The sequence below is a fragment of the Mesorhizobium sp. NZP2077 genome (genome assembly GCF_013170805.1).
Classification (GTDB): Bacteria; Pseudomonadota; Alphaproteobacteria; order Rhizobiales; family Rhizobiaceae; genus Mesorhizobium.
In genome coordinates this window covers 5538927-5564073 of record NZ_CP051293.1, presented here as the reverse complement: position 1 = coordinate 5564073, position 25147 = coordinate 5538927, and the positions used below count along the sequence as shown (strand labels likewise).

Annotated in this window: 27 protein-coding genes; 13 read left to right on the top strand and 14 right to left on the bottom strand. The window is 63.5% G+C overall.

All coding sequences use genetic code 11. The annotated features are described in order from the left end of the window. Positions 1-3 precede the first annotated feature (3 nt). From moaB to HGP13_RS27870, 6 genes are all read right to left on the bottom strand, one after another. Positions 4-549: a molybdenum cofactor biosynthesis protein B gene (gene moaB / locus HGP13_RS27895; RefSeq protein WP_172231533.1), complete on the bottom strand. Its 546-nt coding sequence runs from the start codon at positions 547-549 to the stop codon at positions 4-6. Further along, complete coding sequence (locus HGP13_RS27890; protein ID WP_172234873.1) at positions 536-1456, bottom strand: 4-(cytidine 5'-diphospho)-2-C-methyl-D-erythritol kinase; 921 nt, start codon at positions 1454-1456, stop codon at positions 536-538. Before HGP13_RS27890 ends, moaB begins: the two co-directional genes overlap by 14 nt. Before the next feature lie 5 nt (positions 1457-1461). Continuing rightward, on the bottom strand, positions 1462-1647 hold the full coding sequence (locus tag HGP13_RS27885; protein WP_013896713.1) for a membrane protein: 186 nt from the start codon (positions 1645-1647) through the stop codon (positions 1462-1464). Positions 1648-1730: 83 nt separating this feature from the next. Continuing rightward, positions 1731-2591 carry a S49 family peptidase gene (locus HGP13_RS27880; RefSeq protein WP_172231530.1) on the bottom strand — a complete coding sequence of 287 codons (861 nt, stop codon included), beginning with the start codon at positions 2589-2591 and terminating at the stop codon, positions 1731-1733. A 79-nt stretch (positions 2592-2670) separates the two neighbouring features. Further along, positions 2671-3471, bottom strand: coding sequence for a tRNA1(Val) (adenine(37)-N6)-methyltransferase (locus tag HGP13_RS27875; RefSeq protein WP_172231527.1), 801 nt, complete (start codon positions 3469-3471; stop codon positions 2671-2673). Further along, positions 3471-3695, bottom strand: coding sequence for a DUF2007 domain-containing protein (locus HGP13_RS27870; RefSeq protein ID WP_096455869.1), 225 nt, complete (start codon positions 3693-3695; stop codon positions 3471-3473). Before HGP13_RS27870 ends, HGP13_RS27875 begins: the two co-directional genes overlap by 1 nt. 202 nt (positions 3696-3897) lie before the next feature. Between HGP13_RS27870 and HGP13_RS27865 the strand changes: the two genes are divergently transcribed. From HGP13_RS27865 to HGP13_RS27845, 5 genes are all read left to right on the top strand, one after another. Next, positions 3898-4914 carry a polyprenyl synthetase family protein gene (locus tag HGP13_RS27865; protein ID WP_172231524.1) on the top strand — a complete coding sequence of 339 codons (1017 nt, stop codon included), beginning with the start codon at positions 3898-3900 and terminating at the stop codon, positions 4912-4914. A 113-nt stretch (positions 4915-5027) separates the two neighbouring features. Continuing rightward, on the top strand, positions 5028-5696 hold the full coding sequence (locus HGP13_RS27860) for a GntR family transcriptional regulator (protein WP_172231521.1): 669 nt from the start codon (positions 5028-5030) through the stop codon (positions 5694-5696). 106 nt (positions 5697-5802) lie between these two features. Beyond that, positions 5803-6396 carry a biotin transporter BioY gene (locus tag HGP13_RS27855; protein WP_172231518.1) on the top strand — a complete coding sequence of 198 codons (594 nt, stop codon included), beginning with the start codon at positions 5803-5805 and terminating at the stop codon, positions 6394-6396. After that, complete coding sequence (locus HGP13_RS27850) at positions 6393-6830, top strand: DUF1284 domain-containing protein (RefSeq protein ID WP_172231514.1); 438 nt, start codon at positions 6393-6395, stop codon at positions 6828-6830. The genes HGP13_RS27855 and HGP13_RS27850 overlap by 4 nt, the downstream gene beginning before the upstream one ends. A 183-nt stretch (positions 6831-7013) precedes the next feature. Next, positions 7014-8789: a tetratricopeptide repeat protein gene (locus tag HGP13_RS27845; protein ID WP_172231511.1), complete on the top strand. Its 1776-nt coding sequence runs from the start codon at positions 7014-7016 to the stop codon at positions 8787-8789. A 71-nt stretch (positions 8790-8860) separates the two neighbouring features. On the opposite strand, the gene HGP13_RS27840 is transcribed toward HGP13_RS27845, so the two are convergent. After that, positions 8861-9322: a GNAT family N-acetyltransferase gene (locus HGP13_RS27840; protein WP_172231508.1), complete on the bottom strand. Its 462-nt coding sequence runs from the start codon at positions 9320-9322 to the stop codon at positions 8861-8863. A gap of 211 nt (positions 9323-9533) precedes the next feature. On the opposite strand from HGP13_RS27840, the gene HGP13_RS27835 reads away from it, so the two are divergent. Continuing rightward, a complete protein-coding gene (locus tag HGP13_RS27835) occupies positions 9534-10520 on the top strand; it encodes a glycine--tRNA ligase subunit alpha (RefSeq protein ID WP_172231505.1) in 987 nt (328 codons plus the stop codon). Positions 10521-10611: 91 nt separating this feature from the next. Here the strand turns inward: HGP13_RS27835 and HGP13_RS27830 are convergent, their stop codons facing one another. Beyond that, positions 10612-10788: a hypothetical protein gene (locus tag HGP13_RS27830; RefSeq protein ID WP_172231502.1), complete on the bottom strand. Its 177-nt coding sequence runs from the start codon at positions 10786-10788 to the stop codon at positions 10612-10614. Between the two features lie 195 nt (positions 10789-10983). On the opposite strand from HGP13_RS27830, the gene glyS reads away from it, so the two are divergent. Further along, complete coding sequence (gene glyS, locus HGP13_RS27825) at positions 10984-13362, top strand: glycine--tRNA ligase subunit beta (protein ID WP_172231499.1); 2379 nt, start codon at positions 10984-10986, stop codon at positions 13360-13362. Between the two features lie 110 nt (positions 13363-13472). Further along, on the top strand, positions 13473-13757 hold the full coding sequence (locus HGP13_RS27820; RefSeq protein ID WP_172231496.1) for an ATPase: 285 nt from the start codon (positions 13473-13475) through the stop codon (positions 13755-13757). An 80-nt stretch (positions 13758-13837) separates the two neighbouring features. Here HGP13_RS27820 and HGP13_RS27815 read toward each other — a convergent pair whose 3' ends face one another. Continuing rightward, complete coding sequence (locus HGP13_RS27815; protein ID WP_172231493.1) at positions 13838-14227, bottom strand: hypothetical protein; 390 nt, start codon at positions 14225-14227, stop codon at positions 13838-13840. Positions 14228-14398: 171 nt separating this feature from the next. Then, entirely contained in the window at positions 14399-14845 is a 447-nt protein-coding gene (locus HGP13_RS27810) for a hypothetical protein (RefSeq protein ID WP_172231490.1), read from the bottom strand. A gap of 178 nt (positions 14846-15023) precedes the next feature. On the opposite strand from HGP13_RS27810, the gene HGP13_RS27805 reads away from it, so the two are divergent. The 3 genes from HGP13_RS27805 to HGP13_RS27795 all read left to right on the top strand — a co-directional run bounded on the left by HGP13_RS27805 (position 15024) and on the right by HGP13_RS27795 (position 18189). Further along, a complete protein-coding gene (locus HGP13_RS27805) occupies positions 15024-15998 on the top strand; it encodes an L-threonylcarbamoyladenylate synthase (RefSeq protein ID WP_172231487.1) in 975 nt (324 codons plus the stop codon). Between the two features lie 9 nt (positions 15999-16007). After that, a complete protein-coding gene (locus HGP13_RS27800; protein WP_172231484.1) occupies positions 16008-17438 on the top strand; it encodes an FAD-binding oxidoreductase in 1431 nt (476 codons plus the stop codon). 184 nt (positions 17439-17622) lie between these two features. After that, positions 17623-18189, top strand: coding sequence for a DUF6101 family protein (locus tag HGP13_RS27795; protein ID WP_172231481.1), 567 nt, complete (start codon positions 17623-17625; stop codon positions 18187-18189). A gap of 230 nt (positions 18190-18419) precedes the next feature. On the opposite strand, the gene HGP13_RS27790 is transcribed toward HGP13_RS27795, so the two are convergent. From HGP13_RS27790 to HGP13_RS27780, 3 genes are all read right to left on the bottom strand, one after another. Further along, the gene (locus tag HGP13_RS27790) at positions 18420-19610 is read right to left on the bottom strand and encodes an integrase core domain-containing protein (RefSeq protein ID WP_172231478.1); all 1191 of its coding nucleotides are present in this window, start codon (positions 19608-19610) and stop codon (positions 18420-18422) included. A 118-nt stretch (positions 19611-19728) separates the two neighbouring features. After that, positions 19729-20712, bottom strand: a complete 984-nt coding sequence (ubiA, locus tag HGP13_RS27785; protein ID WP_172234872.1) for a 4-hydroxybenzoate octaprenyltransferase — start codon at positions 20710-20712, stop codon at positions 19729-19731. A 68-nt stretch (positions 20713-20780) separates the two neighbouring features. Then, the gene (locus HGP13_RS27780; protein ID WP_172231475.1) at positions 20781-21692 is read right to left on the bottom strand and encodes a LysR family transcriptional regulator; all 912 of its coding nucleotides are present in this window, start codon (positions 21690-21692) and stop codon (positions 20781-20783) included. A gap of 89 nt (positions 21693-21781) precedes the next feature. Here HGP13_RS27780 and HGP13_RS27775 point away from each other — a divergent pair, with 89 nt between their 5' ends. Beyond that, positions 21782-22603, top strand: a complete 822-nt coding sequence (locus tag HGP13_RS27775; RefSeq protein ID WP_172231472.1) for a phytanoyl-CoA dioxygenase family protein — start codon at positions 21782-21784, stop codon at positions 22601-22603. Between the two features lie 126 nt (positions 22604-22729). Next, positions 22730-24007: a phosphoribosylamine--glycine ligase gene (gene purD / locus HGP13_RS27770; protein ID WP_172231469.1), complete on the top strand. Its 1278-nt coding sequence runs from the start codon at positions 22730-22732 to the stop codon at positions 24005-24007. Positions 24008-24012: 5 nt separating this feature from the next. On the opposite strand, the gene HGP13_RS27765 is transcribed toward purD, so the two are convergent. Next, positions 24013-25125 carry a glycoside hydrolase family 25 protein gene (locus tag HGP13_RS27765; RefSeq protein ID WP_172234871.1) on the bottom strand — a complete coding sequence of 371 codons (1113 nt, stop codon included), beginning with the start codon at positions 25123-25125 and terminating at the stop codon, positions 24013-24015. Positions 25126-25147: the final 22 nt, after the last annotated feature.

Genomic DNA, 25147 nt, shown 5'->3' with positions numbered 1-25147 from the left:
CGGCTATTTGCCCCGCCGCAGATGCTCGTCCAGGCGCGGCATGATCTCGACGAAGTTGCAGGGCATGTGGCGGTAATCGAGCTGCGCCTTGAGGATGCCGTCCCAGGCGTCCTTGCACGCGCCGGGCGAGCCCGGCAGCACGAAGACGAAGGTGGCGTTGACGACGCCGCCGGTCGCCCGGCTCTGGATCGTCGAGGTGCCGATCTTGTCGTAGGAAATGCGGTGGAAGACTTCCGAAAAGCCGTCCATGCGCTTTTCGAAGATTGGCTCCAGCGCCTCCGGTGTCACGTCACGTCCGGTGAAGCCGGTGCCGCCGGTGGTGATGACAACATCGATATCTTTGTCCCGCGACCAGGCCAGCACGCTGTCGCGGATTTTGTCGCGGTCATCGGTGACGATATCGCGGGCGGCCAGGATGTGGCCGGCCTCGGTGATGCGGTCGGCCAGCGTCTGGCCGGATTTGTCATCGGCAAGGCTGCGCGTGTCCGAAACGGTCAGCACCGCGATGCGCACGGGAATGAACGAACGGCTCTCGTCAATTCTGGCCATCAGCTCCCTCCGAGGCGATGCTGCGCGTCGCCGCGACGAACCAGTCGGGCTGGCGACTGCGGATCTCGGCTGCCGCGCGCTTGGCGACATTGCCGGTCTCGAACAGGCCGAAGCAGGTCGCGCCCGATCCGGACATGCGTGAAAATCCCGAGCCGGCCTTGTTGAGCCACGACAACGCCCGGCCTATGGCCGGCTGCATCGCAAGGGCTGCCGGTTCGAGATCATTGCGGGTGATCTCCAGCCAGTTGCGCAGGCTGTGAAAATCGATGCGGCGCGGCAGCGGCGGCAGGGGTTCGTTGTCGCGGCGGGAAAGTGCCGCAAAGACATCCGCCGTCGAGACCGGCGTGCCGGGGTTGACCAGCACCAGTCCAAGCGCCGAAAAGTCCGGCACCATCGACAGCTCGTCACCAATGCCACGCGCCACCAGCGGCTTTGCCGCCAGGCACATCGGCACGTCGGCGCCAAGCGAGAGGCCGATCCGCGCCAGCCCGGCGTCGTCCATGTCCAGGCCCCAGGTCTGCGCCAGTCCGCGCAGCACGGCGGCAGCGTCGGTCGACCCGCCGCCGACGCCGGAGGCCACCGGCAGGTTCTTTTGGAGTTTTATGGACACGGGCGAGGTTCGTTCGAGGCCGGCCGCCCTTCGCAAGGCATCGCGGGCCTTCAACACCAGATTGGTGCCGTCGAGCGGAACCGCCGGCGCATAGCGACCGGACACGGTAAACTCATCGCTGTCGGCGAGCGCGATCTCGACCCGGTCGCCAAAACGCGTGAACACCGCCAGGCTTTCGATCAGGTGATAGCCGTCAGGGCGCAGGCCGGTGACATGCAGCGCCAGATTGATCTTGGCATGCGCGTGCCAAGTCCGCGCACCGGTGTCGGTGTCCGCCGCAACTGATGTAAGCGAAATGATGCTCAGTCCTTGGCCAGCCGGTATTCGCCGGTCTTCGGATCCTTGACCAGCGTTCCCATCGCGCCGTTGGCCGCCTGCTTTTCGGTGCGCCGCACCTTGGCCGTCACACGCTCGGCTTCGCGCACGAAGGTGCGGTAGCCGAAATAGGCGGCGACGCCAACGACGGTGAAGAAAATGATCTGCGGCATGCCAAAACTCCTCCCACGCTGGGCCGGCGAAGGCGGCCGGTCGGGACGACTAAGCTCTCATGCTAGACGGTTTTGCCGGTTTTTCAAAGCCCGAAGCGAGCCCACAATGCGCGCTCTTCCGCCGCATCGATGACGCCGCTGGCGGCCGCCGCCGCGATATCCGGCGCTGAAAATCCCTTGCTCGACCCGAACAGGCCGAAGCGGCTGAGGAAACCGCGTGGGGCCGAGACCAATCTCAGCTGGGTTTTCGGCCCGAACCGGGTCTTCAGCACCGTGCGCATGTCGCCGAGCGCATCGACGAGGCCGAGCTCCAGACCCCTTTTGCCCGTCCAGAACAGGCCGGTGAACAGGTCCGGATCGTCCTTCAGCTTGGTGCCGCGCCGCTCCTTGACGAGATCGATGAAGGTCTCGTGCACCTCGAGTTGCAAAGCCTTCAGCCGCTCGACGTCTTCCTTCTTCTCGGGCTTGAACGGATCGAGCACAGCCTTGTTCTGGCCGGCGGTGTGGACACGGCGCTCGACCCCGATCTTCTTCATCAGTTCCGGGAAACCGAACGAAGCCGAAACCACGCCGATCGAACCGACGATCGAGGACGGATCGGCGAAAATCTCGTCGCCGGCGACCGCGATCATGTATCCGCCCGAGGCTGCGACATCCTCGACGAAGACCAGCACCTTCTTGTTCTTTTCGTTCGCCAGGTCGCGGATGCGCTTGAAAATCAGTCGCGACTGCACCGGCGAGCCGCCAGGCGAATTGATCGAGACGGCAACGGCCGGCGCGTCGAACGAAAACGCCTTCTCGATGAGGCCGGCGGTGGAGGCCAGCGACAGATTCTGCCGGAACTGGCCGCCCGACATGATCGTGCCGTGCAGCCGGATGACCGGAACGGTGACGACGGTGGAGCGCCAGGATTTCGGCAGCAGTCGGTTGAAAAGGCGTTTCACGAGGGCGCGGTCTCCGGTCGATGGGTTGCAGGCATGTAGGGATTTCCCGGCCAACGGCAATGCGGCGGCCAGGAATAGCTCAATCTCGAAACAGCGAGGCGTGCCCGTTGGTGATCATTTCGCTGCATTCATCAGGGCCGTTGCCCGACTGCGCGTGAAGCATCAAAGGCGGACGGATGGCAAGCTTTCCGCGTGCGCCGAGCGCCGCCCGCATGATGATGCGGATCGCCGCTGCGTCGGGGCGAGGGTGGACGGCGAGCATCTCGGCATCTCCGAAACGGCCTGATATCGCGTCGAGGATGGCGCCGAGCTGTTCGGGTCGCGCGATGACTGCAAGCCCGCCGCGCGGCCTGACCACCGCCGCCGCACTGCGGATCCAGCTTTCGAACAGCCCGTCCTCCATGACATGGGCTTCCTTTCTCAGGCGCTCCGGCGTGGCGCGGTCCCGGGCGGCGTTGAAAGGCGGGTTCATGATGACGTAGTCGAAATCATTGTCGGCGAGACCGGCCGCGGCCCGGGCTTGGCCCGACACAGCGACATCGGCGACGAGCACCGAGGCGCGATCGCTGAGATGGGCATTGCCGGGATGGGCAAGGGTAGCCGATGCGAAGGCCGCCATTTCCGGCGCACGTTCGACAAGCACGGCCTGGGCAGCCGGACAGCGCGACAACACCGCCAGGCCGGCAGCGCCGGCTCCGGCGCCAAAATCGGCGAGGCGCCCGCCAAAGCCGGAAGGCACGGCCGCCGCCAGCATCATCGCATCCATGCCGGCGCGATGGCCGCCATGCTTGGGCTGCACGAGCCAGAACCGGCCGCGATGGAAGGCATCGACCGTATGGGCCGGTGTGTCTGGGGCGAGGGCGGCTGGCGCGGCCGACATTATTTTGTGCGGATTTCGTTGGCGATGCCGGCGTCCGTCAGGATACGCCGCGCGGCATCGGCCTGGTCAGCGTCGACCATGACGCGCTTCTGCAAAAGACCGATCGACCCTTCGAGAATGCTCATATTCTGATCGGCGACAAAGCAGGCGATGCCAGCGTCGCGCATCAGCGATTCGACAAAGGAGATGATCACGGCATCGTTGGTGCGGACAAGTTCTATCATCGTGTGAAACTCGCAGTTTGCGCTATTGATGTAAACGGGCGGGGATTCCGGGGCAGAGCCTCGCTCCCTCCGGCTCGGTTAACAGGCTGTCACCAACGCCGCGCCAATTCGCCACTTGCCGTGGCCGTGTCCGCCGCCCTAGAGTCCGTATCGGGACTAAGGGTGCCGTCGCACGCGTTATACCAAGACGGGAGTGATTGTCGTGGGTGTCGTTCTCAACATCGAAAACGGGAAGCGGGAACCCGCCTCCATCAAGGACCTCATCGATCTGACGGCCGCCGATATGGGCCGAGTCAATGAGTTGATCCTGTCCAAGGCTGGCTCCGACGTCGAGATGATTCCCGAGGTCGCCAACCATCTGATATCGTCCGGCGGCAAGCGGCTCAGGCCGATGCTGACGCTCGCCGCCGCGCAGATGTTCGGCTATTCCGGCGAGGGCCATGTCAAGCTCGCCACTTCGGTCGAGTTCATGCATACGGCGACGCTTCTCCACGATGATGTCGTCGACGAAAGCGGCATGCGCCGCGGCAAGAAGACCGCCCGCATGATCTGGGGCAACCAGGCGAGCGTGCTGGTCGGCGACTTCCTGCTCGGCCAGGCCTTCCGCATGATGGTCGATGTCGGCTCGCTCGAAGCGCTCGACATTCTGTCCAGCGCCGCGTCGATCATCGCCGAGGGCGAGGTCATGCAGCTTGCCGCCGCCAAGAACCTCGAAACCACCGAGGACGAGCATTTCGCCGTCATCAAGGCCAAGACCGCAGCGCTGTTTTCGGCCGCCGCTGAAGTCGGCCCCGTCATTGCCCAGGCGACGCGCAATGACCGCGCGGCGCTGCGCTCCTACGGCATGAATCTCGGCCTTGCTTTTCAGCTCATCGACGATGCGCTGGATTATGGCGGCACCAGCAAGGATCTCGGCAAGAATGTCGGCGACGATTTCCGCGAGGGCAAGGTGACCTTGCCGGTCATTCTCGCGTACCGGCGCGGCACCAAGGCCGAGCGCACCTTCTGGAAGCGCGCCATCGAGGACAATGTCGTCGATGACGCCGGTCTGGAAAAGGCGATCGGCCTGATGACCCGCCACGGTGCCATCGCCGACACGATCGGCCGCGCCCGCCATTTCGGCGAGATCGCCCGCGACGCTCTGGCGCCTCTGGAAGAGACGCCGCAGAAATCGGCGCTGATCGACGTCATCGATTTCTGCATCAGCCGGGTGAACTGAGAAAGGCCGGCCTGTTCGCGCAACTCCCTCAGGCTCGTGCTGGCGGGAGTTCTTTTTGCGAATCCCACCTTCTCGTCTCGACAAGCTGCCCTGCTGCAAATTATCTATAAAACATGGCGAAAGGCACGGACGACACCATCGCGGTGCGCATCAGCAAGGCGCTGGCGGACCGCATCATCTCCGGCGCGATAGAGCCTGGGGCGCGGCTGCGCCAGGATCATGTCGCCGAGGAGTTCCACACCAGCCATGTTCCGGTGCGCGAGGCCTTCCGCCGCCTCGAGGCGCAGGGCCTGGCCGTCAGCGAGCCGCGCCGCGGCGTGCGTGTCGCGGCTTTCGATCTCGGCGAGGTCAAGGAGGTCGCCGAAATGCGGGCCGCCCTCGAAGTGCTGGCGCTGCGCCATGCCGCGCCGCATCTGACGTCAGCCATTCTCGATCTCGCCGAGGAAGCGACCAAGGCTGGCGACAAATCCCGCGACGTCCGGTCATGGGAGGAAGCCAACCGCGTCTTTCATCGGCTGATCCTGGCGCCATGCGCCATGCCGCGCCTGCTCGCCACCATCGATGATCTGCATGCCGCCAGCGCCCGCTTTCTGTTCGCGGCATGGCGCTCGGAGTGGGAGACGCGCACCGACCAGGACCATCGCGCGATCTTGACCGCGTTGCGGCAAGGAAACACCGAATCGGCCGCCGCGACGCTGGGACGGCATGTCCAGTGGATCGGCCGCAAGCCGGTCAAGACGGCCTCCGGCGCGACCCGCGAAGCCTTCGCGATCGTGGGTTAGGGAGATCCTTGCAAGCGAAGACTTGCTATATCAGCAAAAATATGGATTCGATAATAGATCGAAAACAGAAATTATCTATAATTTCAAATCGGTCGAAGGAATCCTCATGACAGACATCGCATTCTCGTCCCACAAGCCGTCCTTCAGCCCGCTCAGGCTCCAGGATCGCTCGCTCGCCTGGCAGGTTGGAGCCGTCGCGCTTGGCACGCTGTTCCTGGCGCTGTCATCCTACATCGAAGTGCCGATGGTGCCTGTCCCCGTGACTATGCAGACCTTCGCCGTGACGCTGATTGGCGCGCTTTATGGCTGGCGGCTTGGCGCTATCACCATCGCCGCCTGGCTGGTCGAGGGCGCGGTCGGCTTTCCGGTTCTGGCCGGAGGCGCTGCCGGCGTGGCACATTTCGTCGGACCGACGGGCGGCTATCTCTTTGCTTTCCCGGTCACCGGCGCGCTGGTCGGCTGGCTGTCCGAACGCGGCTGGAACGGCAACAGGGTTGTGCTTGCCTTCGCCGCCATGCTGCTCGGCAATCTTGCCTGTCTGGTGCTTGGAACGGCATGGCTCGCCGTCATGATCGGCGCTGAGAAGGCCATCACCTTCGGCTTCCTGCCGTTCATCGTCGGCGGTTTGCTGAAGTCGGCGCTCGGTGCGGCGACTCTGATGGCGCTTCGCGGCAGCAGGGCGAAGCCGGCCAATCCGTGACGATCAGGCTGCGGGCCCATCACCTCCTTTGCCTGCTCACCTATGTGGGCAAGGGATACAGCCCTGCTTTTACCGCCAATTACGACGGGATCGCGGAGCGCCTGAGCCGGGGCGAGGACATCCTCCTCGTTTCCGGCCCTGACGACATCTGCGCGCCCTTGCTCGATGAGCTGGAACCGCATTGTCTGGGCGAGAGCGTCATCGAACGGGACAGGCTTGCCGCGCTCGATGTCGGGGATCTGCTGGCCCGGCCAATCCAGGCCGGCGTCCGCCTCCACCTTGATGGGGCAATCCTGGCGCGGATGCGACAGGCGTTTTCCGTCGGTGGCGTACGCAAGGCTTGCGACGGCTGCGAATGGAACGAGCTGTGCAGCGTGATAGCGGCCGGCGGCTTTCCCGACACCAAGGTGCAGCGATCCGTCGTGCCGGGTTGACCTTGACGCCGGCTTTTCCTCGGTCGAAAATCCCCTCCAGCCATGGTTTGTTAATCGGCTGACCCGATTGTGAATTTCAGGCGGATTGAAGCGCGACCCCAAAAAGGCCATGCTTTGCCCGGAAAGATCGAGTCTACGTCGATCCCGCTGATGCGGAGATGGCGCCTGGCTGAAAGGAATACGATGCAGCAAGGACGTGCGCGCTGGCTGACAAGGCTGGCAATTGTGACGGGCATGGCGATTTCGGCTTTTCCGGCCTATGCCAAGCAATCCACCGAACCGGTCAAGATCTCGTCGTTCTCGGGCGCCTATCTGGCTGCCCGGATTGCCGAAGGCGACAACGACCTCGACAGCGCCATCGCCTACTACAAGCAGGCGCTGGCCTTCGATCCGAGCGACACCGGGCTGCAGCAGAGCCTGATGTTGTCGCTGATAGCGCAAGGCCGCTTCGATGAATCCCTAGTCTATGCCGACAAGCTCAAGGAAGTGCCCGATGTCGAGCGCTTTTCGCGCCTGGCGCTGGCGGTCGATTCCTTCCACAAGAAGGATTTCACCAAGGCGCAATACTGGCTCAAACTGTCGCTGGAATCCGACCTCGACCGGCTGATCTCCGGCGTCATGTCCGGCTGGGCCGAACAGGGTGCCGGCCAGGCCAGCGATGCGATGGCTTCGATCGACAAGCTGCAGGGGCCGGACTGGTTCGGCCTGTTCAAATCCTTCCACCGTGCCCTGATCGCCGATGCCTCCAACATGCCTGAAAAGGCCGAGGCGATCTACGCCGCAACGATGCAGGATACCACGGCCGGCGGTGCGGCGCCTGAGACCTGGATGCGCAACGCGCAGGCCTATGCCTCGTTCCTGGCCCGCAAGGGCGACAAGGCCAAGGCGATCTCGGTGCTCGACCAGGCCGAGGCGTTTTCGCCGGGCAAGCTGGAAATCGTCGCCTTGCGCGACCGGATCGCCAAGGGCGACAAGATCGCGCCCTTCGTTTCCGGCCCGTCCGACGGTGCTTCCGAAATCCTGCTCGATCTCGCCACCGCGCTCAACCGTGGCGGCGGCGAGCCGTTCGTTCGCCTTTACCTGCAATATGCGCTTGCCCTGCGGCCCGACAGCGACGCGGCTCTCGTGCAGCTCGCCGCCGTCGCCGAACAGTTGAAGGACGGCGAGGGCGCCATCGCGCTCTATCGGCGCATCCCCGACTCTTCACCGCTCAAGGAGCTTTCGGACCTGCAGCTTGGCCTCAACCTGGCCGATCTCGATCGCCATGACGAGGCGATCACCCATCTGAAGGCCTTCGTCGAGGCCCATCCCGACGACATGCGCGCCTATCTGGCGCTCGGCGGGGTCTATTCCTCGAAGGACGATTTCCGCTCGGCCGCCAATCTCTACGACAAGGCCGTCGAGGTGCTGAAAGCGCCGACCGCGGCCAACTGGAACATCTTCTATCAGCGCGGCATCGCCTATGAGCGGCTGAAGGAATGGCCGAAAGCCGAGCCGAATTTCCGCAGGGCGCTGGAGCTGCAGCCCGACCAGCCGCAAGTGCTGAACTATCTCGGCTATTCCTGGGTCGATATGAACACCAACCTCAAGGAAGGCCTGGCGATGATCCAGAAGGCCGTCGATCTCAGGCCGAGCGACGGTTACATCGTCGATTCGCTGGGCTGGGCCTATTTCCGCCTCGGCAGGTTCGATGACGCGGTGCGCGAAATGGAGCGCGCCGTCTCGCTAAAGCCGGAAGATCCGGTTCTCAACGACCATCTCGGCGACGCCTACTGGCGCGTCGGCCGCAAGCTTGAAGCCACCTTCCAGTGGAACCAGGCCCGCGACCTGAAGCCGGATCCCGATGTGCTGGCCACCTTGCAGCAGAAGCTGATGAAGGGCCTGCCGCCGATCGAATCGAACACCGCGCAGGAGACCCCCAAGGTCAAGCCCGAGCCGGTGCCCGCCCCGAAAGGGTGAAATCGGCTTTTTTTTGCAATGCGAACGGGGCTCTTTCGGAGCCCCGTCTTCGTTTGGAGGGCGCGCTGTCCTCAAAATAGTTTGCGATAGACGACAAACCCGGAGCGTTCGCCGACCTTGTCATAGAGCTTCATCGCGGTTTGATTGGTTTCGTGCGTCAGCCAGTAAACCCGGCCCGAGCCGGCGGCCTGGGCGCGCTGATAGACGCCTTCGATCAACGCACGGCCGATCCCCTTTCCGCGCGACGCCTGCGTAGTGAAAAGGTCCTGCAGATAACAGTTTGGCGCGATCGCCGTCGTGCTGCGGTGGAAGAGATAGTGCACGAGGCCGAGAAGCTGTCTGTCGCTTTCGGCAACCAGGGCATGGACCGGCTCATAGGCATCGAAGAAGCGCGACCACGTCATCGCGGTGATTTCTCTTGCCAGCGCCGTCTCGCCGGAGCGGCCATAAAATGCGTTGTAGCCATCCCACAGCGGCAGCCATAGGTCGAAATCCTGTCGCGTGACCGGGCGGACGATAACGGAGCTGGGCATGGCTGAACCTGTCGTCGTTGTTGTGGGGATCGAACAGACCGCAGGCGCCAATTCCCGGCAATGGGCCACCCAGTTGCAAAGTACTCGACATTGTTCAGCACGATCGCGTGGCGACCCTGTGCGCCTTGCTTGACGCTTCGCCGCCGTGTCTCTAGGACGTGCCGCTAAGAGCATGATCCCGAAAAGTGGATACCGGTTTTCGGAAAAGATCATGCTCAAGGGACAGGCTCTAGCCTTTGCTGTCGAGGCCACCGTGACGATTGAACTTCCCGCCCATATGCATCCCAGCCGCTCGTTCCAGGGGCTGATCCTGACCTTGCACAATTACTGGGCGGCCTATGGTTGCGTCATCCTCCAGCCCTACGACATGGAAGTCGGCGCCGGCACGTTTCATCCGGCAACGACGTTGCGCGCGCTCGGGCCGCGGCGTTGGAACGCCGCCTATGTCCAGCCGTCGCGCCGTCCCAAGGATGGCCGCTATGGCGAGAACCCGAACCGGCTGCAGCATTATTACCAGTACCAGGTGATCCTGAAGCCGAACCCGCCGAACCTGCAGGAACTCTATCTCGGCTCGCTCCAGGCGATCGGCGTCGATCCGCTGCTGCATGACATCCGCTTTGTTGAGGACGATTGGGAGAGCCCGACGCTGGGCGCCTGGGGGCTTGGCTGGGAATGCTGGTGCGACGGCATGGAAGTGTCGCAGTTCACCTATTTCCAGCAGGTCTGCGGCATCGAATGCGCGCCGGTGGCCGGCGAACTGACCTACGGGCTGGAGCGGCTGGCCATGTATGTGCAGGGCGTCGACAACATCTACGACCTCAACTTCAACGGCCGTGAAGGTGCCGAAAAGGTCACCTATGGGGACGTCTTCCTGCAGGCCGAGCAGGAATATTCGCGCCACAATTTCGAATACGCCAACACGGCGATGCTGCTCAGGCATTTCGAAGACGCCGAGGCCGAGTGCAAGGCGCTGCTCGATGCCGGTGCGCCGGCGTCGAACGACAATCTGCCGATGCACAAGATGGTCTTTCCCGCTTACGACCAGTGCATCAAGGCCAGCCACGTCTTCAACCTGCTCGACGCGCGCGGCGTGATCTCGGTCACCGAGCGGCAGAGCTACATCCTGCGAGTGCGCAATCTGGCGAAAGCCTGCGGCGAGGCGTTTTTGAAGACGCATGCGGGTGGGCTGGCGGCCTAGAGCAATTCCAGGAAAAGTGCGAAGCGGTTTTCCCGGGAAAAGCGCATAGCGCTTTCCCTTGGGAATTGCGTCAGAACAAAGCTCTGTTGTTTCAGGCAGACCTCATCGTCTCGAGAGACGCGTTGACCGGCGAAAGGATCTGGCCGCTCTGCCCGGCCATCGTCCGGAGGGCCTGGCGCACACCCGGCATCGAGAAGGCGCCGTGGACCTGCGCGGTGAAACAGGCGCTGAGTGCGAGGATCTGGAGAAGTCTGGATGCCGTTTTCATGGTCGTTCAGCCAAGTGTTCCCTGCCTGAGCGTGGGTCGCTTCAGCGCTGCGTTCGGTTCATGGAAATCTTTGATCCAAGGACGGGCGGGGTCGCCGCGTCCCGACAGGGTGGTCAAAATTTCTGGAAAGGGTGACAGCGGCCAGCCGAGTTGCTATGCCCCGCCCGGACCACTCTCCCGCATGAGCTGACCCCGATGCCCGATCTGCTTCTAGAACTTCGCTCCGAGGAAATCCCCGCCCGCATGCAGCGCAAGGCGGCGGGTGATCTGAGGAAGATGCTGACCGACGGTCTGGTCGAGGCAGGGCTGACCTATGAGGCGGCGCGCGAGTACTGGACGCCGCGGCGTCTGACGCTTGATATCAGGGGGCTGACCGCGCGTTCGAAGGATATAAGCGAGGAAATCAAGGGGCCGTCGACGACGGCGCCCGAGCAGGCGGTCCAGGGATTCCTGCGCAAGGCCGGGCTATCTTCGGTCGCAGAGGCGCATGTCCATTCCGACCCGAAGAAGGGCGACTTCTATGTCGCCCACATTTCGAAGCCGGGCAGGGCGGCTGAAGAAATCGTCGCCGAATTGGTGCCAGGCATCATCCGCAATTTCCCCTGGCCGAAATCGATGCGCTGGGGGCCGGCCTCGGCCAAACCGGGCTCGCTGCGCTGGGTGCGGCCGCTGCAATCCATCCTGTGCACCTTCGGGCCGGAGACCGAGGAGCCTGTCGTGGTCGATTTCGAGATCGACGGCATCCGCTCCGGCAACATCACCTACGGCCACCGTTTCCTCTCGCCTGATGAAATCACCGTGCGTCGCTTCGACGATTATGTGAGCAAGCTGGAAGCCGCGAAGGTGGTGCTCGACGCCGACCGCCGCAAAGAGATCATCCTCGCCGACGCCCGCAATCTTGCTTTCGCCAACGGGCTCGACCTGGTCGAGGACGAAGGCTTGCTCGAGGAAGTGTCCGGGCTGGTCGAATGGCCGGTCGTGTTGATGGGTGAGTTCGAGCAGGCGTTCCTCGCCATTCCGGCCGAAGTGATCCGGCTGACCATCCGCGCCAACCAGAAGTGCTTTGTCACGCGTCCGCAAGGTGAAAGCGAAGCGCTTTCCAACCGCTTCATCCTCACGGCCAACATCGAGGCCACGGATGGCGGCAAGGAGATTGCCCACGGCAACGGCAAGGTGGTGCGCGCGCGTCTCTCGGATGCTCTCTATTTCTGGACGACCGACCAAGGCGATCTGCCGGATCTCGCTACGCTTGAATCATCGGCTGAAAAGTTCGGGCTCGATCTGAAAAAGCCGCTCGACCAGCGCATGGCCCGGCTCGACCATCTCAATGTGACGTTCCATGCCAAGCTCGGCACACAGGGCGAGCGGGTGGAGCGGATCAAGCGGTTGGCGGAGGAATTGGCGCCGATCGTCGGCGCCGATGCCGCTCTCGCCACTCGCGCCGCGGTTCTCGCCAAGGCCGACCTGCAGACCGAGGTGGTCGGCGAATTTCCGGAATTGCAGGGCGCCATGGGCCGCAAATATGCACTGCTGCAAGGCGAACATCCATCCGTGGCCGCAGCCATCGAGGAACATTACAAGCCGCAAGGCCCGTCGGACTATGTGCCGAGCGAACCGGTGTCGGTTGCCGTCGCGCTCGCCGACAAACTGGATACGCTGGTCGGCTTCTGGGCCATCGATGAAAAGCCGACAGGGTCGAAGGATCCCTATGCTCTGCGCCGTGCCGCGCTGGGCGTAGTGAGGATCATTCTGGAAAACAAACTCAAGCTTTCGCTGGGCATTGCCATTGCGGCCGCAGTCTCTTCGGCTCTCGCTGCATATGAACAAAAGGGCGAAGGGGCTGAGAGCTGTGGCGTTGTCGCGATGCTCGATTCCCGCATTCGCGACTACAAGGGGACAAGCCAGCTGTTGTCGGAAGCGGGCCTGATTTCCAACTTGTTGAAAGGCGGGCTGGCCAACGCAAGTTCAGAAACTTTTGGCTCCGCCGATCAGGAGCGAGAGTTCTTCGATGGCCAGCGTCTGATGGAACTCAATGCATCGCTGTCGCCATTCATCGCCGACCTCGTTGCATTCTTCCACGACCGCCTCAAAGTCTATCTCCGCGACAAGGGCGCACGCCACGATCTGATCGACGCCGTCATCACGCCGCAGTCCGACGACCTCCTGCAGATCGTGCGCCGCGTCGAGGCGCTCGGCTCGTTCCTCGACACCGAGGACGGCAAAAATCTGCTCGCCGGCACCAAGCGTGCGGCCAACATCCTGGCCGCCGAGGAGAAGAAGAAAACGGCGGTCGCCGAAACCGTTGAGCCGGCTCTGTTCCGGCAGGATACCGAGAAATCGCTGTTTGCGGCGGTGAATCAGGCCGAGAAGCAAGCCGGCGAAGCGATTCAAAACGAAGACTTTTCCGCCGCCATGCTGGCGCTTAGCGTGTTGCGCGAACCCGTTGATTCATTCTTTGAGGGTGTTCTCGTGAATGATGAGGACTTGTCCGTACGTGCCAACCGTCTGGCGCTGCTCGCTCGCATTCGTGCCGCTACCGGTCAGGTCGCCGATTTCGCAAAAATCGCTGGCTGAGAGCCCAGCAAAAATATCTTCGAGCCGGCCGTCCGAGCCGGCTTACAGTCATATGACGATGACCTCTCCGTGGCAAAAGGGACATGTTCCCCAACCCAACGGAGGCTTCCATGAATTCCGATCACGAAATCGAAGTGACTGAAGAAACCTCGGCCGCCGCCGAGGCGATTGAAACCGCTTCCGAAACCGATCACGACGCGGCTGCCGCGGTCGAAGCCGCCGATCACTCTGCCGATCACTCTGATGACGAGGACGGCGACGAAGAAGACGGCGAAGAGTCCGACGAAGACGACGCCGATCACGCGGTGAAGGCCGAAGGCGACGAGGGTGAAGAAGAAACCGAAGACAGCGAGTCCGAAGAAGAAGAAGACGACGACAAGGAAGAAGCGGCCTGAGATTTCAATCCGGTTCTGTCGAGAAAAAGGGCGGCGCATCAGTGCCGCCCTTTTTGTCCATCTTCCCGGAAGCTGACTTGTCAGTCTTCCAGGATGCTGACGCGCACGCTGTTTTCGTAGACGTCGACCTGGATCAGCGGCTCGCCATTGACGATGGCGCGCTTGGTCGAGGCACTCATCGCACCAGGACGCTCCAGCATGCGCTGCAGATCGGCGCGCTGGTCGTTGCTCGTGAACCACTCATCGCCCTGGTCGTCTCTGTCGCGGCGATGGAATTTGTGCCAGTTGGCGCGGTCCTGCCGCACCATCTGCGCGGCGCTGTCCAGCGCATAGCCGTCGCTCGCCTGATGATCGCGCTCGGAAATGCGCGCGACATACGATCCCAGCATGTCATCGGCTTGCGCTGCACTGGCGCCCAGCAGCGACGCCAGCAGAAGCCCGGCCACGGTAACGGTCTTGGATATTCTCATGATCAACCCCCTTTGTACGACGAACCCTTCTGCCAGAGTCGCTTGACCAAATTCAGGCGGCGGCGTCGAACGGCAGATATGTCAGCACGAGCTCACGCGGCAATGGTGCGCAGGGCGCCGGAGCGCCGTCAAGCTGCAGCGACCTGGCCAGTCCACAAAGTTCTCGGGCCGCTACTTGACCTTGCCGACGCCGGAAGCGGGCGCCGTCGATGCGGCCGCCGGTGCGGCTGGCTTCTTCTTCTGTGCGCCCGGTGCCGGAGCGGCCGAGGCGATCGCCTTGGCCGGAGCAGGGGTGGTGGTGGCGGTCGCGGCCGGGGCCTTGCCTTGCGTCGGTGTCGAGAAGTCGCCACCGACGACGCCGCCACGAATGATCATCGGGCCTGGCATGAAACCGTGCCGTGCCTCAGGTGCGTTCGGGATTGCTGCCACCTTCTCATAAGTGACGTCGGGCTCGCCGAGCGCAACGACGGACACCACATCGGTTGCCTTAATTTCGGTGGCCTTCAGCATGAGGATGGAAGGCGTCGCGGCAGGCGGGCCGGGAAAGACCAGCGACGAGGCCTGAACTCCGGTGCTCAACGCCGCCAGGGTGATCCCCAACAGGATACGCACAGACACGATCACCACTCCCCTTTTGCCCAAGCCCTTGTCGTAGCGGACCGGAATTGATGCCGGCTTTCACGGAAACATAGCATTTTAGGGATTGATAAATTGCCAAGGCTATCTCTTGCCGAACAGCCGGCTTGCCCAACAGCCGCCATCGTACTACGCAGCCGCCATCTGCGAGGTGATGAGAGTGGCTGAGATACTTGCCGTTGGCGAAGCGTTGGAGCGGGCGCTGGCTCTGCTTCAGGGTGGCGATGTCGTCGCCATCCCGACGGAGACCGTCTACGGGCTTGCCGGCGACGCCACCAACGGCATTGGCGTCGCGCGCATTTTCGAGGCCAAGGGACGGCCGCGCTTCAACCCGCTGATCGCCCATGTCGCCGACATGGCGATGGCCGAGCGGATTGCTGTGTTCGATCCGCTGTCTAGGAAGTTGGCACAGACGTTCTGGCCGGGTCCGCTGACGCTGGTGCTGCCGCAGCGGTCCGGCAACGGCATTCATCCGCTGGTCACGGCCGGGCTTGACACGATCGCCTTGCGCATGCCGAGAGGCTTTGGCGGCGACCTCATTGCAAGACTCGGCCGGCCGCTTGCCGCACCCAGCGCCAATTCATCCGGCAGGATCAGCGCGACGACGGCACAAGCGGTGGCGGCCGATCTCGGCGCCCGCATCAAGCTGGTCGTCGATGGCGGCGCTACACCGGTTGGGCTGGAATCGACCATCGTCAAGGCCGAAGGGGAACGACTGCGCCTGCTCCGGCCCGGCGGCATTGCCGCCGAGGAGTTAGAAGCAGCCATCGGCGTGAAACTGTTGCGCGGCGGTGTCGCCGGCGTCGAGGCGCCGGGCATGCTTGCCTCGCACTACGCGCCAGGTGCCGCGATGCGGCTCGATGCCGATACCGTTGGCAAAGACGAAGCGTTGCTCGGTTTCGGCGGCCAGCGGGCTGAAGGCTGGCACCATGCGGCTGCCTTTCGCAATTTGTCGGTATCAGGCGATCTGCGCGAAGCCGCGAGCAATCTTTTCGCCTATATGCAGGATCTGGATCGCAGCGGCGCGCGCACCATCGCCGTCGAGCCGGTCCCCTTCGACGGGCTTGGCGAAGCCATAAACGACCGCCTCTCTCGCGCCGCCGCCCCCCGTGACAACACTGAGCCCACACCGTAGTTTTCCCTCATGACCGAAGCTGCAAAGACACTTGATCCTGCTCTCATCGGCCGCTTCGCGGCGATCGTCGGCGACAAATACGCGCTGCGCGACGAGCAGGACATCGCGCCTTACCTTATCGAGCGACGCGGACTCTGGCATGGCGCGACGTCGCTGGTGCTGCGACCGGGAAGTGTCGACGAAGTCAGCCGAATCATGCGGCTGGCGACCGAGACAGCAACGCCCATCGTGCCGCAAAGCGGCAACACCGGGCTGGTCGGCGCCCAGGTACCGGACAGGTCCGGCCGCGAGGTCATCCTGTCGTTGTCGCGGCTGAACCGTATCCGCGAGATCGATGTCCTGTCCAACACGGTGACAGCAGAGGCCGGCGTCATCCTGCAGACACTGCAGGAGGCTGCCGATGCCGCCGACCGGCTGTTTCCGCTGTCGCTCGCCGCGCAAGGCTCCTGCCAGATCGGCGGCAACCTTTCTTCCAATGCCGGCGGCACCGGCGTGCTTGCCTATGGCAATGCCCGCGAACTCTGCCTCGGTGTCGAGGTGGTGCTGCCAACGGGCGAGGTGTTCGACGATCTGCGCAAGCTGAAGAAGGACAACACCGGCTACGATTTGAAGAACCTGTTCGTCGGCGCCGAAGGCACGCTCGGCATCATCACCGCAGCCGTGCTCAAACTGTTCCCGAAACCGAAAGGGCGCGAGGTCGCTTTCGCCGGCCTGTCGTCGCCCGAGGCGGCACTATCGCTGTTCAGCCTGGCGACCGATCGCGCCGGCGCTTCACTCACGGCATTCGAACTGATCAGCAGGAGACCTTACGATTTCACGCTCACGCATGGTCAAGGTGTCGTGCGGCCGCTGGCCGATGACTGGCCCTGGTATGTCTTGATGCAGGTTTCCTCCGGCCGCTCGGAAGCCGACGGCCGGGCGCTGATCGAGGAGGTGCTGGCGGATGGTCTCGAGCAAGGCATCGTTGGCGATGCGGTTGTCGCGGCAAGCCTTGCCCAAGGCGACGCCTTCTGGAATTTCCGCGAGACGTTACCAGAATGCCAGAAGCCGGAGGGGGCTTCGATCAAGCACGACATCTCGGTGCCGATCGCATCGATCCCGCGTTTTATCGAAGAGGCCGCCGGCGCGGTGGCCTCGGTCAGTGCCGGCGCCCGCGTGGTCTGCTTCGGCCATATGGGCGACGGCAACCTTCACTATAACATCTCGCGGCCCGTGGATGGCGACGACGACGCGTTTCTCGCCCTCTACCACCCCATGAACAAGGCCGTGCACGATGTCGTGCGGTCCTTGCATGGATCGATCTCGGCCGAGCACGGCATCGGCCAGTTGAAGCGCGACGAACTGATCGCGACGGCGCCGCCGATGGCTATCGATCTGATGCGTAGGGTGAAAACCGCCTTCGATCCGGCCGGCATCATGAATCCCGGTAAGGTTATCTGATCCTTTCAACATCTTGTGGTCGGTGGCATTCCGATAACCATCCCTGAGATCAGCAAAATTTAACCGACTTTCTTAAGCGCGGCGGTAAGGAGCCCGCGCTACTGTTTCCCCATAACGAGGCCGGGAAAACTGGCCCGGAGAGAACCGGACACCGGCTCTCAGGAGACAGACAGGAAGGCACTCTATGAACACTGGACTGAAGCCAGTCTGGGCGGGACGCAACATGCGCCTCGACCCATTCCGCCTGCCGCAGGTGGTGAGCTACGCCACGCGCGACGACTATGGCGACGTGACGTTCACCATCGATCACCGCGGCGCCGTGATCCGTCGCCTGCTCGAGATGAGCGGCGTGCCGGCGATCATCGCTCTGCCAGCCAATGCGTTCCGCGGCGTTGCCGCGCGCGCGATGGAGGATCCGGACGGCAATGTCACGGTGACCCTGGAACTCCTGCACAATGATCCGATGCTGTCGGTGCCGCTTTTGGTGGCCGACGATCTCGAAGATGTCGCCGCCGACTGGCGCGCCTGGGCCGATGCCTACCGCCTGCCGATGCTCTTGATCGAATCGGACGGCGTCGCCCGCACCTTGGAAGAATCGCTCGGCGCCGCCATCAAGACGCTGCCGCCGCAGGATCGCCGCAAGGGCCGCATTTCGAACACGCGCCGCCCGCGTTTCCTCGCCCGTCGCAGGGCCGGCAACCTCGGTCTCAGGCTGGTCATCGACGGCCAGGAGATCATTTCGCGCGACTAGCCTTCTTCTCCCCGTCACTATACGGGGAGAAGTGCCCGGCAGGGCGATGAGGGGCAGCGCTGACCTAAGTGTTTGGCCACCACCTTAAGACTTAGTTGAGTGTGCGTTGTGTCGCCGCTGAATCTCTCGCCTCGCCTCCAAGGCTGGCGCCGCCCCTCATCCGGCTGCCGGTGTCCAGCCGATAGATGGGTAACAGTTTGAACCGGATACATAGGTAACAGTTTTCGCCCTTATGGAGGGTTCGCCGCAGCGCCAAGCTGTTGGGTTGGCGCGGCGCTTCGGCGAACCAGTTTCATGTGCTTCTGGTCGATGAAGCCGAGCGGATGGGCATAGAAGCGCATGGCCCATTCGCCGTTCTCAGTTTCTTCGATGGCAATAGGCTCGCCCGCCAGCGTGGCCGAGACGTAGATCTCGGCGCCCTGCCATTTGATGGCGCCGTTCTGGCGTACACTGCGCATCGCCGCCTCGGCCGGATAGTCCGGCTCGGGTGTCGTCCTGGGCATGGGGCGTGTCGAGGGACGGTAATGCTGTGCCGGGGTGCCCATGCCAAGTGCCTCGTGCGGGCGTTCCTCATTGTAGCTGCACCGGAAGGCCTCGAACGCCTGAGCTTGAGCCGCCCTGTCGGCCTCCGGTGCCTTGGCCATCGGCAGCATGGTCAGGTGGAAGCGCTCATGGCGCCCGTTCTGCTGCGGCTTGCCCGGCTGGATGCGCTCAAGGGCGATCCCGAGTTTGACGAAGCGCGCCGCAAGCGGCGTCAGGCCGGTGACGCCGGGCGAGGCGAAGGGTGGACCATTGTCGCTTCTGAAGCGATCCGGCAGCCCATGCTCTTCAAACAGCCGCTCGAACACCGGCCAGGCCTCGGCTTCGGCCGTGGAACCCGTTGCTTCCAGCGCCAGAAGGTAGCGGCTCGATGCATCCATCACCGTCAAGGGTTCGCAACGCCACCCATCACGGGTTCGGAACCAGCCCTTGTGATCCCCAGTCCATACCGCGTTCGGCTCTGAAGCTTCCGGCCATGGACCATTGCCTGCCGCCTTCCAGCGCCTGCGCTTACGCCCCACAAGTCCATGTCGCTTCAGAATCTCACCGGCCGTCGAGACCGCAGGCCAGCCGCAGCAGGGCTCCGCTCGCTTGAGCCTGGCCATGATCTTCTTGGGTCCCCACAGCGGGTGGGCCTCCTTCATAGCCACGATCCGCTCCACCACATCCCAAGGCGTCGCCCGGCCGTGATTGAGCGGCGCTCGCGGCAGGTCATGCAAACCATCCCCGCCAAACTCCCGATAGCGCCCAAGCCATTTGTAGCCGCTCTTGCGCGAGATGCCGTAGGCCGCACAGAGCGCGCTCATCGTCTCCTCACCCGAAAGGCAGTCCACAACAAACCGTAGCCGCTCGTCCATGATGCCAGTCTCTCGCCAAACCATCGCCGGTCCTCCGGCGGACAAGAAAACTGTCACCCATGCTATCGGTCCATTCTGTTACCTATCTATCCGGTTCGGACACCGCCACCTTCTCCCCGTATAGTGACGGGGAGAAGGAAAACTACACCAGCGGCTTCAGCGCCACCCACAGTGCGCCGCCGATCAGGCCGAGGAAGATCAGCCAGCCGACCTGGTTGTTCGACCGGAACAGCCGCAGGCATTGGTCGGGATCGTTGATATCCAGAACCGCGATCTGCCGGGCCATGTGGGCGCCGGCGGCGATCAATCCGGCGAGCGCCACCACCGGCGCCTGCGCCGACGCAAAGGCGATGGCGAAGCAGATCAGCGTGCCGCCATAAAGTCCTGCCAGCCACGCCTTGGTGTTGTCGCCAAACAGGCGCGCCGTCGAACGCACGCCGACAATGGCGTCGTCCTCCTTGTCCTGATGCGCATAGATCGTGTCGTAGCCGATCACCCACAGGATCGAACCGATATAGAGCATGATGGCGGGGCCATCGAGATCGCCGAATTCGACCGCCCATCCCATCAACGCGCCCCAGGAAAAGGCCAGGCCGAGAAACAGTTGCGGCCAGTTGGTTATCCGCTTCATGAATGGATAGATTGCCACGATCACCAGCGAACAGACGCCGAGCAGGATGGCGAAGCTGTTGAACTGTATGAGCACGGCAAGGCCGACCAGGGCCTGCAGCACAAGAAACAGCCAAGCCCGCCGGCGCGTGGTCTGGCCTGACGGCAGCGGACGCGAGCGGGTGCGTTCGACCTGGTTGTCGATGCCTTCGTCAACGATGTCGTTATAGGTGCAGCCGGCACCGCGCATGGCGATGGCGCCGGCCAGGAACAGCACAAGATACCACGGCGCTGGCAGCAGCGAGAGCAGCGGGTCGCCGGGGCGCGGATAGGCGCTCGCGGCGAGTGCGGCCGACCACCAGCACGGCCACAAAAGCAATTGCCAGCCGATCGGCCTGTCCCATCGCGCAAGCTGCGCATAGGGCCAGATCGGGCGCGGCAGCACGCGGTAGACCCAATGGCCGTTCGGCGCATCGGCAACACGGCCCTGGGCGGCTTTCGACTGGATAGGTTCCATGCCCATGGAGTGGCAGCAGCCGCGGAAACCGTCAAGCGGCAAGCGGATGAAGCGCGACCATCAGCTCGTCAGGAGGTGAAGATGTCGCGCTTGGAAAACCAGTCCCTCGCCGTCTCGACGAATGCCAGTGCCGCGTTCGACACGCGCTGATGCGTGTCATAGGTGAGCAGGATCCGTTGCATCGGCAGCGGATCCGACAATGGTTTGCAGATGAGAGGCAGGCCATCATAGCTGCGGTCGCCATGCGGGCGGGTATAGCTGACCGCGACGCCAAAACCGTTCGCCACCATGCTGCGCTGGAGTTCGAACGAACTCGTCGCCCTGTCGGCCACCGGCGAGAGGCCGCGGCTGCGGAACAGGTCGAGCATATGCTGCCAGCTGTGCGGCTGATCCGTCGTGATCAGCGGATAGGCGGCGAGGTCCGCCAGGCTGACCGACGGTTGGTCCGCCAGGGCATGACCCGCCGGCAACAGCGCGTGCGGGCGAAGTTCGTGCAGCAGGATGCGCGCGAAATGTGTCGGCAAGCTGAGATCATAGGTGAGGCCGAGATCGATGACGGCATCGCCAAGCCGCCGCCCAAGCGTCTCGAACGTCTCGTCGCGGACGACGACTTTCACCGCGGGATAGCGTTCGGAAAAGGCGCGGAGCAGGGCCGGTGCGAAGAATGGCGCCAGATCCTCGAAGCACCCCAGCACCAGTTCGCCGCCGACAGCCGATTTGCTTGAACCCAGGCCGACGAGTTCGTCCGTTTCGGTGAGAACCTGTCTCGCCTTGGCCACGAAAGCGCGACCGAACGATGTCGGCGACACGCCGCTCCCCCGCTGGCGGACGAACAGCTTCTGGCCGAAATTCTTTTCGACAGCGTCAATCGCCACCGAAATTGAAGGCTGTGAGACGTTCAGCATCTTTGCCGCGCCGGTGACGCTGCCATGGCGCGCCACGGCGACGAGATAGCGCAATTGCGTGAGGGTGACGTTCATAGGATTAGTCTATATATCAGATGGAAAGTTATTATTTTACTGAATGAAAGAGGATTGCGATAGTCGGTTCATTCCAAGAGGAGAACACCATGGCTTCCCAAGCTGCCACCCACACTGCGGACGCCCCCGTGATCGACGCGGACACAATTGCCGACTACCAGCGTGACGGCGCGGTTTGCATCCGCGGCGCCTTCAAGGGCTGGGTCGACACGATCGCTGCCGGCATCGAGCGCAACATGCAGAACCGCAGCGCCACCGCATCGGATATCGCCAACGGTCGCGGCAGTTTCTTCGATGACTACTGCAACTGGGAGCGCATTCCCGAATTCGTTGAGGTGGTGCGCGAATCGCCGGCGGCGCAAATCGCGGCGGCGGTCATGCAGTCGCGCACGGCTCAGTTCTTCCATGATCATGTTCTGGTCAAGGAACCCGGCACGCAGAAGCCGACGCCCTGGCATCAGGACATCCCCTATTATTTCGTCGATGGTCAGCAGACGGTCAGCTTCTGGATCCCCATCGACCCGGTGAAGGAGGCGACGCTGCGCCTCATCGCCGGCTCGCACAAATGGGACAAGATGATCCTGCCGGTGCGCTGGCTGGACGACAGCAATTTCTATGCCGGCGAGGGCGACTATCTGCCGGTGCCGGATCCCGACAACGACCCGTCGATGAAGGTTCTCGAATGGGAGATGGAGCCGGGTGACGCCATCCTGTTCGACTTTCGCACCGCGCATGGCGCGCGCGGCAACCCGACCGCGGCACGCCGCCGGGCGCTGTCGCTGCGCTGGGTCGGCGACGATGCCCATTATGTCGAGCGGCCGGGCCGCACATCGCCGCCCTATCACGGCCATGGCATGCAGCCGGGCCAGAAATTGCGCGAGGACTGGTTCCCGGTGGTGTTTCCCGCCTAGATCGAGTTGCCAGAAGATCGGGATAACGTTCCCGTGCGCAATTCGGATCAAAACACCCTGATGCCTTGACCCGCCGCCCAGAGAGCAATAGCGGGTTGCTCCAAGGGTTAGCATCAAGAGGTGGCCATGAACGTTCTTCTTCTAGGCTCCGGCGGCCGCGAACATGCGCTGGCCTGGAAGATCGCCGCCTCGTCGCTGCTGACCAAGCTCTGCGCGGCTCCCGGCAATCCGGGCATCGGCAGCGAGGCCGAACTGGTCAAGCTTGATATCACCGATCATGCCGCCGTCGCCGCCTTCTGCCGGGAGAAAAAAATCGACCTCGTCGTGGTTGGTCCGGAAGGGCCGCTCGTCGCCGGCATCGCCGATGATCTGCGCGCCGAAAATATCCGCGTCTTCGGGCCTTCCAAAGCTGCCGCGCGGCTGGAGGGGTCGAAGGGTTTCACCAAGGACCTCTGCGCCCGATACAACATCCCGACCGCCGCGTATGGTCGTTTCGGCGATCTGGCCTCGGCGAAAGCCTATGTCGAAAAGATGGGCGCGCCGATCGTCATCAAGGCCGACGGGCTCGCCGCCGGCAAGGGAGTCACCGTCGCCATGGCGCTGGACGAGGCGCGGGCGGCACTCGATGCCTGTTTTGAGGGCTCCTTCGGCGCCGCCGGCGCGGAAGTGGTGGTCGAGGAATTCATGACCGGCGAGGAGGCGAGCTTCTTCTGTCTCTGCGACGGCACGACGGCACTGCCCTTCGGCACGGCGCAGGACCACAAGCGCGTCGGCGACGGCGACACCGGCCCCAACACCGGCGGCATGGGCGCCTATTCGCCGGCTCCGGTGATGACGCCGGAAATGATCGAGCGCACCATGCGCGAAATCATCGAGCCGACCATGCGCGGCATGGCCGAGCTTGGCGCGCCTTTCGCCGGCATTCTCTTCGCCGGGCTGATGATCACGGACAAAGGGCCGAAGCTGATCGAATACAACACCCGTTTCGGCGATCCGGAATGCCAGGTGCTGATGATGCGGCTCAGGGATGATCTGCTGGTCCTGCTCAACGCCGCCGTGGACGGCCAGCTGGCGCACACGTCCATACGCTGGCGCGACGAGGCGGCACTCACCGTGGTGATGGCGGCGAGGGGCTATCCCGGCACACCTGAAAAAGGCTCCGTCATCCGTGGCGTCGAACAGGCGGCGGGCGAGGGCGTCCAGGTCTTCCACGCCGGCACCGCCATCAACGGAGGCGCACTGGTCGCCAATGGCGGCCGCGTCCTCAATGTGACCGCGACCGGTGCCACGGTCGGCGAGGCGCAAGCGCGGGCCTATGCCGCGCTCGACCGGATCGATTGGCCGGACGGTTTCTGCCGCCGCGACATCGGCTGGCAGGCCGTGGCGCGCGAGAAGGCGAGCTAGCAGCCCTACTGCTGGCCGCGATCGATTTCGGTCGAAGCGGTACTGAGCGGATCGGCCGCGGCAAAGGCGGCGTCGAGCTGTTCGGGTGTACGCTGCTCGGTCCGCTTCCAGGCGACGTATTGCGCGATGCCGAAGCTCGGCCGTCGTGGCACCGTCTTCACCACAGGCATGCGGAACCCGTCGCTGAATTTGGACCAGCGCGAACCGAGCACCGCGACCATTTCCTCGACGGTCGGCGGCGTTGCCACATCGGCATAGATGAGGGTGGCCTTGCCGGCGAGCGCTGCTTCGCGCGAGAGCGGTACAGGCACGCTGGCAAGATAGTCGGATGGCACGTCGATCAGCCCGCCAAAGGGCCATTGCTGGCGCAGCGTGGCAGCGTCTGTCGGTGCGACGTTGACGTCGATGTCGTCCGGCGTGCCGGCAACCCTGTAGGGGCAACGGAAGCGACCGCAATTGGCCTGCGACGAGAACTGCCAGAGCGCGTAGCCCTGCCAGTTGCCCATTGGAAAATGCACGTCGATGTCAGTCTTGTAGCGCGCATACCAAAGCGGCAGCCGTGACAGGAGCCGGTATTTGTAGCGGTTGTCGGCAATGTATTGGGCCGTCTTGCCATTGGTGTAGAGCACCGGGAAGCGGCCGATGCGCCGATGCACCTGGCGCACGAACTCCTCGGCATCGTCGAGCGACATCCACTGCGAGGGATCGATGCCCTCGATGTCGAGCGCCATGAGATCGTCCGGCGCAGGATCGGCAAAATCGAGGAAATTATTGGCCTGCTCGACCGGATTGCCGGGGCGGGCGAGATGATAGGCGCCCCATTTCATGCCGAGAGCCTTGGCCACGACCCGGCGCGTCTGGAACAGTTCGCGCGTTACCGCATGGCGTTTCCACAGCGCCTTGCAGAGCTTCACCTCGGTGTCGCTGCCGAAGCAGAAATAGGGCGGGGGCATGCCGTCTGACGCCTTGTTGATGAAACCGGCGATGCGCTTGTCGGTGGCAAGCTGCGCCCAGTCGATGGAATTGTACTCGTAGGCATCGACCACCAAAGCGCGGTCGGCACTCTTCCACGGCTCGGAAAAGTCCGAGGCCTTTGCCGCCGATATCAGCGCCATCATCGCCGCAAGAGCGATCGCTGAG

Excerpts from the sequence above, each read along its gene's own strand:
- moaB (WP_172231533.1), bottom strand. The coding sequence starts at position 549 with ATGGCCAGAATTGACGAGAGCCGTTCGTTCATTCCCGTGCGCATCGCG.
- HGP13_RS27885 (WP_013896713.1), bottom strand. The coding sequence starts at position 1,647 with ATGCCGCAGATCATTTTCTTCACCGTCGTTGGCGTCGCCGCCTATTTC.
- HGP13_RS27875 (WP_172231527.1), bottom strand. The coding sequence starts at position 3,471 with ATGTCGGCCGCGCCAGCCGCCCTCGCCCCAGACACACCGGCCCATACG.
- HGP13_RS27870 (WP_096455869.1), bottom strand. The coding sequence starts at position 3,695 with ATGATAGAACTTGTCCGCACCAACGATGCCGTGATCATCTCCTTTGTC.
- HGP13_RS27860 (WP_172231521.1), top strand. The coding sequence starts at position 5,028 with ATGGCGAAAGGCACGGACGACACCATCGCGGTGCGCATCAGCAAGGCG.
- HGP13_RS27855 (WP_172231518.1), top strand. The coding sequence starts at position 5,803 with ATGACAGACATCGCATTCTCGTCCCACAAGCCGTCCTTCAGCCCGCTC.
- HGP13_RS27845 (WP_172231511.1), top strand. The coding sequence starts at position 7,014 with ATGCAGCAAGGACGTGCGCGCTGGCTGACAAGGCTGGCAATTGTGACG.
- HGP13_RS27840 (WP_172231508.1), bottom strand. The coding sequence starts at position 9,322 with ATGCCCAGCTCCGTTATCGTCCGCCCGGTCACGCGACAGGATTTCGAC.
- HGP13_RS27835 (WP_172231505.1), top strand. The coding sequence starts at position 9,534 with ATGCTCAAGGGACAGGCTCTAGCCTTTGCTGTCGAGGCCACCGTGACG.
- HGP13_RS27830 (WP_172231502.1), bottom strand. The coding sequence starts at position 10,788 with ATGAAAACGGCATCCAGACTTCTCCAGATCCTCGCACTCAGCGCCTGT.
- glyS (WP_172231499.1), top strand. The coding sequence starts at position 10,984 with ATGCCCGATCTGCTTCTAGAACTTCGCTCCGAGGAAATCCCCGCCCGC.
- HGP13_RS27820 (WP_172231496.1), top strand. The coding sequence starts at position 13,473 with ATGAATTCCGATCACGAAATCGAAGTGACTGAAGAAACCTCGGCCGCC.
- HGP13_RS27815 (WP_172231493.1), bottom strand. The coding sequence starts at position 14,227 with ATGAGAATATCCAAGACCGTTACCGTGGCCGGGCTTCTGCTGGCGTCG.
- HGP13_RS27800 (WP_172231484.1), top strand. The coding sequence starts at position 16,008 with ATGACCGAAGCTGCAAAGACACTTGATCCTGCTCTCATCGGCCGCTTC.
- HGP13_RS27795 (WP_172231481.1), top strand. The coding sequence starts at position 17,623 with ATGAACACTGGACTGAAGCCAGTCTGGGCGGGACGCAACATGCGCCTC.
- HGP13_RS27790 (WP_172231478.1), bottom strand. The coding sequence starts at position 19,610 with ATGGTTTGGCGAGAGACTGGCATCATGGACGAGCGGCTACGGTTTGTT.
- ubiA (WP_172234872.1), bottom strand. The coding sequence starts at position 20,712 with ATGGAACCTATCCAGTCGAAAGCCGCCCAGGGCCGTGTTGCCGATGCG.
- HGP13_RS27780 (WP_172231475.1), bottom strand. The coding sequence starts at position 21,692 with ATGAACGTCACCCTCACGCAATTGCGCTATCTCGTCGCCGTGGCGCGC.
- HGP13_RS27775 (WP_172231472.1), top strand. The coding sequence starts at position 21,782 with ATGGCTTCCCAAGCTGCCACCCACACTGCGGACGCCCCCGTGATCGAC.
- purD (WP_172231469.1), top strand. The coding sequence starts at position 22,730 with ATGAACGTTCTTCTTCTAGGCTCCGGCGGCCGCGAACATGCGCTGGCC.
- HGP13_RS27765 (WP_172234871.1), bottom strand. The coding sequence starts at position 25,125 with ATGATGGCGCTGATATCGGCGGCAAAGGCCTCGGACTTTTCCGAGCCG.